Source organism: Escherichia sp. KCJ4928, assembly GCF_004352695.1.
Classification (GTDB): Bacteria; Pseudomonadota; Gammaproteobacteria; order Enterobacterales; family Enterobacteriaceae; genus ECMA0423.
Genome location: NZ_SJWV01000172.1, coordinates 1 through 8,537, shown reverse-complemented (window position 1 = coordinate 8,537; position 8,537 = coordinate 1). Strand labels below are relative to the sequence as shown.

General features: G+C 51.6%; 6 protein-coding genes. 3 read left to right on the top strand and 3 right to left on the bottom strand.

The genetic code is table 11. From position 1 onward, the window contains the following. Nucleotides 1–383: 383 nt before the first annotated feature. The 3 genes from malG to malE form a co-directional block, all read right to left on the bottom strand. Nucleotides 384–1,274, bottom strand: coding sequence for a maltose ABC transporter permease MalG (gene malG, locus E0D98_RS18985; RefSeq protein WP_001252058.1), 891 nt, complete (start codon nucleotides 1,272–1,274; stop codon nucleotides 384–386). Between the two features lie 14 nt (nucleotides 1,275–1,288). After that, nucleotides 1,289–2,833 carry a maltose ABC transporter permease MalF gene (gene malF / locus E0D98_RS18980; RefSeq protein ID WP_001297290.1) on the bottom strand — a complete coding sequence of 515 codons (1,545 nt, stop codon included), beginning with the start codon at nucleotides 2,831–2,833 and terminating at the stop codon, nucleotides 1,289–1,291. 153 nt (nucleotides 2,834–2,986) lie between these two features. Continuing rightward, nucleotides 2,987–4,177 carry a maltose/maltodextrin ABC transporter substrate-binding protein MalE gene (gene malE / locus E0D98_RS18975; protein WP_000695387.1) on the bottom strand — a complete coding sequence of 397 codons (1,191 nt, stop codon included), beginning with the start codon at nucleotides 4,175–4,177 and terminating at the stop codon, nucleotides 2,987–2,989. A 364-nt stretch (nucleotides 4,178–4,541) separates the two neighbouring features. Here malE and malK point away from each other — a divergent pair, with 364 nt between their 5' ends. The 3 genes from malK (at nucleotide 4,542) to malM (ending at nucleotide 8,232) form a co-directional block, all read left to right on the top strand. After that, a complete protein-coding gene (gene malK / locus E0D98_RS18970) occupies nucleotides 4,542–5,657 on the top strand; it encodes a maltose/maltodextrin ABC transporter ATP-binding protein MalK (protein ID WP_000179165.1) in 1,116 nt (371 codons plus the stop codon). A gap of 71 nt (nucleotides 5,658–5,728) precedes the next feature. Beyond that, nucleotides 5,729–7,069, top strand: coding sequence for a maltoporin LamB (gene lamB / locus E0D98_RS18965; RefSeq protein WP_000973658.1), 1,341 nt, complete (start codon nucleotides 5,729–5,731; stop codon nucleotides 7,067–7,069). Between the two features lie 242 nt (nucleotides 7,070–7,311). Next, entirely contained in the window at nucleotides 7,312–8,232 is a 921-nt protein-coding gene (gene malM / locus E0D98_RS18960; protein ID WP_000783444.1) for a maltose operon protein MalM, read from the top strand. Nucleotides 8,233–8,537: the final 305 nt, after the last annotated feature.

Below are 8,537 nucleotides of genomic sequence, written 5' to 3'. Positions count from 1 at the left end.
CTGGGTATTCATTCAGACCTGCCTTAGACCATTCTGATCTTTTATCAGTGCATTGATGTTGGAATTGTCAGGCAGTTAAGGCAATTATCATTTTTTACAATGCGTTTACGTAATGTCTTTTCTGTGATCTTAATTGTGATAATTATCAAAAATTGATGAAAACAATACTATTGCCGTGACTCAGAGCACGAAAGAGAATTATCGTAAGTGGGAAAACAAATAACGTAAAAATAATAAGCTCTATGATGGGAATATTAACCGGCGAACGATTCAGATTGCAGACGAAAGAAAAAAAGGCGCTCCGTGGAGCGCCGAATAACAGTCACAAGTTGGGATAACGTAAGTTGAGGGTGCAGCGGCATAACATTGGCAGAACAACATCTTTAACCTTTCACACCACCTGCCGTCAGGCCGTTGACCAGCCAGCGTTGAGCCAGCAAGAAGACGATGGTGATCGGTAATGCAGACATAACGGCAGCGGCGGCAAAGTCACCCCACAGGTAGTTTTGCGGGTTGAGGTATTGCTGCATCCCCACGGCCAGGGTGTAGCTGTTTACGTCACGCAGTAACAGCGACGCGACCGGAACTTCAGTAATGGCAGCGATAAACGACAGGATGAACACCACCGCCAGAATCGGTACTGACAGCGGCAACAGGACAAGGCGGAAGGCCTGCCACGGTGTCGCACCATCCAGCGCCGCCGCTTCTTCCAGCGAACTGTCGATGGTTTCGAAATAGCCTTTGATGGTCCAGACATGCAGCGCAATCCCACCCAGATACGCGAAAATTACGCCGCCGTGAGTATTCAGGCCAATGAATGGAATGTACTCACCCAGACGATCAAACAACGCATACAACGCGACCAGTGAAAGTACTGCCGGGAACATCTGGAAAATCAGCATTCCTTTCAGCAGCGTCGCTTTGCCTGGAAAGCGCATACGGGCGAAAGCGTAGGCGCAGGTGGTGGAGAGCGCCACAATGCCAATCGCGGAAATCCCGGCGACCTTTACCGAGTTCCACAGCCACAGCAGTACCGGGAATGGCGGTGGCGTAATGCGACCATCAGCCTGTTCAACGCTAAAACCTAACGCCAGTTTCCAGTGATCCCAGGAGATTTGCTCCGGGATCAGGCTACCGGTCGCGAAGTTTCCCTGACGCAGCGAGATAGCGACGACCATCAGCAGCGGGAACATAATCGCCGCGATAAAAAGTAGCAGTAGCAGGTGAGTAATAAACAAACGTGCTTTTTGCGATTTCGGTTGGACCATTGCCATTTTTGTTATCTCCCTTAATCAAACTTCATTCGCGTGGCTTTCAGGTTCACTATCGCCAGCGCACCCACCAGCAGGAAGATCAGCGTGGCAATTGCTGCAGCCAGACCGAAGTCCTGACCCCCGCCGCCTTCAAAAGCGATACGGTAGGTGTAGTTAACAAGCAGGTCGGTATAACCGGCTGGCGTGGTCGTGCCAAGACGATCCGGGCCGCCGTTGGTTAACAGCTGAATCAGCACGAAGTTGTTAAAGTTAAAGGCGAAGCTGGCGATCATCAGCGGCGTCAGCGGTTTAATCAGCAGCGGCAGCGTAATCTTAAAGAAGTTCTGGAACGGACCTGCGCCATCCATTGCTGAGGCTTCATACAAATCGTCCGGAATCGCTTTCAGCAAGCCCATGCAGAGGATCATCATGTACGGATAACCCAGCCAGGTATTGACGATAATCAGCATCGTGCGGGCGGTGGTCGGATCGCTGAACCAGGCGGGCTTCACGCCAAACAGCGCGCTCAACATCATGTTGATTTCACCGAAGCTCTGGTTAAACAATCCTTTGAAAATCAAGATTGAAATGAACGATGGCACCGCGTAGGGCAGAATCAGCAGGACGCGATAGACCGCTTTGCCGCGCAACGCTTCCCACTGCACCAGACATGCCAGAACCATGCCGACCGCCACCGTTAAAAAGACAGTGATCAGCGAGAACACCACGGTCCAGACGAAAATGGCGAGGAACGGTTTCTGAATGCCTTCGTCGGTAAAGACGCGGGTAAAGTTTTTCCAGCCGGTGGTCACGGTGTAACCGGGGCTTAGCTTTTCATCACCCCAGTTGCCGTCGGCGGTAATGGACTGGTAAAAGCCAATTTGGTTATTCGGACGATATTTCACGCCGCTCTGATTATTCGTCAACGTGCCGTCACCGTCGAGTGTGTAGAGCGGCTGCGTGCCAGAAAACTGGCGCAGGGAGCTCATCATCACTTTGTTGCCATCCGGCAGAATGGCGGTAATGTCACTCAGCGCCTGACGATTCTGGGTAATCACGCGTAGATTCGCGCGTTCGCCTTCGGGCTGGGCGGTCGTTTCTTTCAGTTGCAGTTTTTGCTCGCCGCCAAATTTAAAAGCGTCGGAAAGGTAATTTTTGCCGGTTTCGCCGTCACTGAGCGCCAGTTGCCACTCATCGCCCGCCGGGTAAAGACCAAAGTTATAGGTTTTGCCTGCTTGCCAGGAGCGATCTAACAACACTTCCTGTGCACGTTCAAAAGTCAGCTGGTTAGTGCTGCTGTAGTTGGTGAAGGCAATGGCGATGGTGCAGACCAGAGGGAAGAGGACGAATAATCCCATTCCAGCCATTCCCGGGTAAACATAGCGCCAGGCGTAGGCTTTACGATTGGCGAAAATATACAGCCCCGCTGAACTCAATATCAGCGTGGTAATGGCGAACAGGTATTCCCCTTGTGCGTACATTAAAACAACAAGGTAACCCACCAGCAGGCCGAGCAGACCTAGCACTGACCATTTCAGCGCGTCGCTTTGCCACCAATGTTTCTTTTTAATGACATCCATGGGGTTCTTCCTCATTCCAGGACGGATAAGGCTTTCACGCCTTATCCGACAACAACTGCCTGATGCGACACTGATGCGTCTTATCAGGCCTACATGCGTTTCAGTTTTGTAGGCCGGACAAGGCGTTCACGCCGCATCCGGCATTTCACAGCATTACTTGGTGATACGAGTCTGCGCGTCTTTCAGGGCTTCATCGACAGTCTGACGACCGCTGGCGGCGTTGATCACCGCTGTACGCACGGCATACCAGAAAGCGGACATCTGCGGGATGTTCGGCATGATTTCACCTTTCTGGGCGTTTTCCATGGTGGCGGCAATACGTGGATCTTTCGCCAACTCTTCCTCGTAAGACTTCAGCGCCACTGCACCCAGCGGTTTGTCTTTATTGACCGCTTCCAGACCTTCGTCAGTCAGCAGATAGTTTTCGAGGAACTCTTTCGCCAGCTCTTTGTTCGGACTGGCGGCGTTAATACCGGCGCTCAGCACGCCAACGAACGGTTTAGATGGTTGACCCTTGAAGGTCGGCAGTACCGTTACACCATAATTCACTTTGCTGGTGTCGATGTTGGACCATGCCCACGGGCCGTTGATGGTCATCGCTGTTTCGCCTTTATTAAAGGCAGCTTCTGCGATGGAGTAATCGGTGTCTGCATTCATGTGTTTGTTTTTAATAAGGTCAACCAGGAAGGTCAGACCCGCTTTCGCGCCAGCGTTATCCACGCCCACGTCTTTAATATCGTACTTGCCGTTTTCATACTTGAACGCATAACCCCCGTCAGCAGCAATCAGCGGCCAGGTGAAGTACGGTTCTTGCAGGTTGAACATCAGCGCGCTCTTACCTTTCGCTTTCAGTTCTTTATCCAGCGCCGGGATCTCTTCCCAGGTTTTTGGTGGGTTCGGCAGCAGATCTTTGTTATAAATCAGCGATAACGCTTCAACAGCGATCGGGTAAGCAATCAGCTTGCCGTTGTAACGTACGGCATCCCAGGTAAACGGATACAGCTTGTCCTGGAACGCTTTGTCCGGGGTGATTTCAGCCAACAGGCCAGATTGAGCGTAGCCACCAAAGCGGTCGTGTGCCCAGAAGATAATGTCAGGGCCATCGCCAGTTGCCGCAACCTGAGGGAATTTCTCTTCCAGTTTATCCGGATGCTCAACGGTGACTTTAATTCCGGTATCTTTCTCGAATTTCTTACCGACTTCAGCGAGACCGTTATAGCCTTTATCGCCGTTAATCCAGATTACCAGTTTACCTTCTTCGATTTTGGCGAGAGCCGAGGCGGAAAACATCATCGTCGTTAATGCGGATAATGCGAGGATGCGTGCACCTGTTTTTATTTTCATAATCTATGGTCCTTGTTGGTGAAGTGCTCGTGAAAACACCTAAACGGACTCTAGTTTCTTTATACGGCAACCTCTTTCCATCCTCCTTGCCCCTACGCCCCACCGTTGCTTTGTGTGATCTCTGTTACAGAATTGGCGGTAATGTGGAGATGCGCACATAAAATCGCCACGATTTTTGCAAGCAACATCACGAAATTCCTTACATGACCTCGGTTTAGTTCACAGAAGCCGTGTTCTCATCCTCCCGCCTCCTCCCCCATAAAAAAGCCAGGGGGTGGAGGATTTAAGCCATCTCCTGATGACGCATAGTCAGCCCATCATGAATGTTGCTGTCGATGACAGGTTGTTACAAAGGGAGAAGGGCATGGCGAGCGTACAGCTGCAAAATGTAACGAAAGCCTGGGGCGAGGTCGTGGTATCGAAAGATATCAATCTCGATATCCATGAAGGTGAATTCGTGGTGTTTGTCGGACCGTCTGGCTGCGGTAAATCGACTTTACTGCGCATGATTGCCGGGCTTGAGACGATCACCAGCGGCGACCTGTTCATCGGTGAGAAACGGATGAATGACACTCCGCCAGCAGAACGCGGCGTTGGTATGGTGTTTCAGTCTTACGCGCTCTATCCCCACCTGTCAGTAGCAGAAAATATGTCATTTGGCCTGAAACTGGCAGGCGCAAAAAAAGAGGTGATTAACCAACGCGTTAACCAGGTGGCGGAAGTGCTGCAACTGGCGCATTTGCTGGATCGCAAACCGAAAGCGCTCTCTGGCGGTCAGCGTCAGCGTGTGGCGATTGGCCGTACGCTGGTGGCCGAGCCAAGCGTATTTTTGCTCGATGAACCGCTCTCCAACCTCGATGCTGCACTGCGTGTGCAAATGCGTATCGAAATCTCCCGTCTGCATAAACGCCTGGGCCGCACAATGATTTACGTCACCCACGATCAGGTCGAAGCGATGACGCTGGCCGACAAAATCGTGGTGCTGGACGCCGGTCGCGTGGCGCAGGTTGGGAAACCGCTGGAGCTGTACCACTATCCGGCAGACCGTTTTGTCGCCGGATTTATCGGTTCGCCAAAGATGAACTTCCTGCCGGTAAAAGTGACCGCCACCGCAATCGATCAAGTGCAGGTGGAGCTGCCGATGCCAAATCGTCAGCAAGTCTGGCTGCCAGTTGAAAGCCGTGATGTCCAGGTTGGAGCCAATATGTCGCTGGGTATTCGCCCGGAACATCTACTGCCGAGTGATATCGCTGACGTCATCCTTGAGGGTGAAGTTCAGGTCGTCGAGCAACTCGGCAACGAAACCCAAATCCATATCCAGATCCCTTCCATTCGTCAAAACCTGGTGTACCGCCAGAACGACGTGGTGTTGGTAGAAGAAGGTGCCACATTCGCTATCGGCCTGCCGCCAGAGCGTTGCCATCTGTTCCGTGAGGATGGCACTGCATGTCGTCGACTGCATAAGGAGCCGGGCGTTTAAGCACCCCACAAAACACACAAAGCCTGTCACAGGTGATGTGAAAAAAGAAAAGCAATGACTCAGGAGATAGAATGATGATTACTCTGCGCAAACTTCCTCTGGCGGTTGCCGTCGCAGCGGGCGTAATGTCTGCTCAGGCAATGGCTGTTGATTTCCACGGCTATGCACGTTCCGGTATTGGCTGGACAGGTAGCGGCGGTGAACAACAGTGTTTCCAGACTACCGGTGCTCAAAGTAAATACCGTCTTGGCAACGAATGTGAAACTTATGCTGAATTAAAATTGGGTCAGGAAGTGTGGAAAGAGGGCGATAAGAGCTTCTATTTCGACACTAACGTGGCCTATTCCGTCGCGCAACAGAATGACTGGGAAGCTACCGATCCGGCCTTCCGTGAAGCAAACGTGCAGGGTAAAAACCTGATCGAATGGCTGCCAGGTTCCACCATCTGGGCAGGTAAGCGCTTCTACCAACGTCATGACGTTCATATGATCGACTTCTACTACTGGGATATTTCTGGTCCTGGTGCCGGTCTGGAAAACATCGATGTTGGCTTCGGTAAACTCTCTCTGGCAGCAACCCGCTCCTCTGAAGCTGGTGGTTCTTCCTCTTTTGCCAGCAACAATATTTATGACTATACCAACGAAACCGCGAACGACGTTTTCGATGTGCGTTTAGCGCAGATGGAAATCAACCCGGGCGGCACATTAGAACTGGGTGTCGACTACGGTCGTGCCAACCTGCGTGATAACTATCGTCTGGTTGATGGCGCATCGAAAGACGGCTGGTTATTCACTGCTGAACATACTCAGAGTGTCCTGAAGGGCTTTAACAAGTTTGTTGTTCAGTACGCTACTGACTCGATGACCTCGCAGGGTAAAGGTCTGTCGCAGGGTTCTGGCGTCGCGTTTGATAACGAAAAATTTGCCTACAATATCAACAACAACGGTCACATGCTGCGTATCCTCGACCACGGTGCGATCTCCATGGGCGACAACTGGGACATGATGTACGTGGGTATGTACCAGGATATCAACTGGGATAACGACAACGGCACCAAGTGGTGGACCGTTGGTATTCGCCCGATGTACAAGTGGACGCCAATCATGAGCACCGTGATGGAAATCGGCTACGACAACGTCGAATCCCAGCGCACCGGCGACAAGAACAATCAGTACAAAATTACCCTCGCACAACAATGGCAGGCTGGCGACAGCATCTGGTCACGCCCGGCTATTCGTGTCTTCGCAACCTACGCCAAGTGGGATGAGAAATGGGGTTATGACTACAACGGCGATAGCAAGGTTAACCCGAACTACGGCAAAGCCGTTCCTGCTGATTTCAACGGCGGCAGCTTCGGTCGTGGCGACAGCGACGAGTGGACCTTCGGTGCCCAGATGGAAATCTGGTGGTAATAGCAAAACCTGGGCCGGATAAGGCGTTTACGCCGCATTCGACAACCAACGCCTGATGCGACGCTTGCGCGTCTTATCAGGCCTACAACGGCTGTCAAATGTAGGCCGGATAAGGCGTTTACGCCGCATCCGGCATAAAAACAGGTTGTCATTATCTGAAAGGGGCGAAAGCCCCTCTGATTATCGGGTTTAGCGCGCTATTGCCTGGCTACCGCTGAGCTCCAGATTTTGAGGTGAAAACAATGAAAATGAATAAAAGTCTCATCGCCCTCTGTTTATCAGCAGGGTTACTGGCAAGCGCGCCTGGAATCAGCCTTGCCGATGTTAACTACGTACCGCAAAACACCAGCGACGCGCCAGCCATTCCATCTGCTGCGCTGCAACAACTCACCTGGACACCGGTCGATCAATCTAAAACCCAGACCACCCAACTGGCGACCGGCGGCCAACAACTGAACGTTCCCGGCATCAGTGGTCCGGTTGCTGCGTACAGCGTCCCGGCAAACATTGGCGAACTGACCCTGACGCTGACCAGCGAAGTGAACAAACAAACCAGCGTTTTTGCGCCGAACGTGCTGATTCTTGATCAGAACATGACCCCATCAGCCTTCTTCCCCAGCAGTTATTTCACCTACCAGGAACCAGGCGTGATGAGTGCAGATCGGCTGGAAGGCGTTATGCGCCTGACACCGGCGTTGGGGCAGCAAAAACTTTATGTTCTGGTCTTTACCACGGAAAAAGATCTCCAGCAGACGACCCAACTGCTCGACCCGGCTAAAGCCTATGCCAAGGGCGTCGGTAACTCGATCCCGGATATCCCCGATCCGGTTGCTCGTCATACCACCGATGGCTTACTGAAACTGAAAGTGAAAACGAACTCCAGCTCCAGCGTGTTGGTAGGACCTTTATTTGGTTCTTCCGCTCCAGCTCCGGTTACGGTAGGTAACACGGCGGCACCAGCTGTGGCTGCACCCGCTCCGGCACCGGTGAAGAAAAGCGAGCCGATGCTCAACGACACGGAAAGTTATTTTAATACCGCGATCAAAAACGCTGTCGCGAAAGGTGATGTTGATAAGGCGTTAAAACTGCTTGATGAAGCTGAACGCCTGGGATCGACATCTGCCCGTTCCACCTTTATCAGCAGTGTAAAAGGCAAGGGGTAATTACGCCCCACAGTGCTGATTTTGCAACAACTGGTGCGTCTCCTGGCGCACCTTTTTTTATGCTTCCTTCCTGGGATATGAGCGATTTTTTATAGTAACTCACTTCTTCTTCACTAAGAATATCCATTATCTCAATGCCTTATCAGAGATTCTTTTCCTTTCGCCGGTAGTGTCTGGACATTCAGGCTACTTTTCCAGGTTATTTTATTTCTGTTATGCAGAGGTTTTATGATAAGTCATATCCTAAATTCTGGCGGCAATAACTCTTTGATGAAACATGATGTGGTGCAAGGAAATAATATAGT

Bases quoted from the DNA above. Each gene is read 5' to 3' on its own strand.
- malG (WP_001252058.1), bottom strand. From the start codon at position 1,274: ATGGCAATGGTCCAACCGAAATCGCAAAAAGCACGTTTGTTTATTACT.
- malF (WP_001297290.1), bottom strand. From the start codon at position 2,833: ATGGATGTCATTAAAAAGAAACATTGGTGGCAAAGCGACGCGCTGAAA.
- malE (WP_000695387.1), bottom strand. From the start codon at position 4,177: ATGAAAATAAAAACAGGTGCACGCATCCTCGCATTATCCGCATTAACG.
- malK (WP_000179165.1), top strand. From the start codon at position 4,542: ATGGCGAGCGTACAGCTGCAAAATGTAACGAAAGCCTGGGGCGAGGTC.
- lamB (WP_000973658.1), top strand. From the start codon at position 5,729: ATGATGATTACTCTGCGCAAACTTCCTCTGGCGGTTGCCGTCGCAGCG.
- malM (WP_000783444.1), top strand. From the start codon at position 7,312: ATGAAAATGAATAAAAGTCTCATCGCCCTCTGTTTATCAGCAGGGTTA.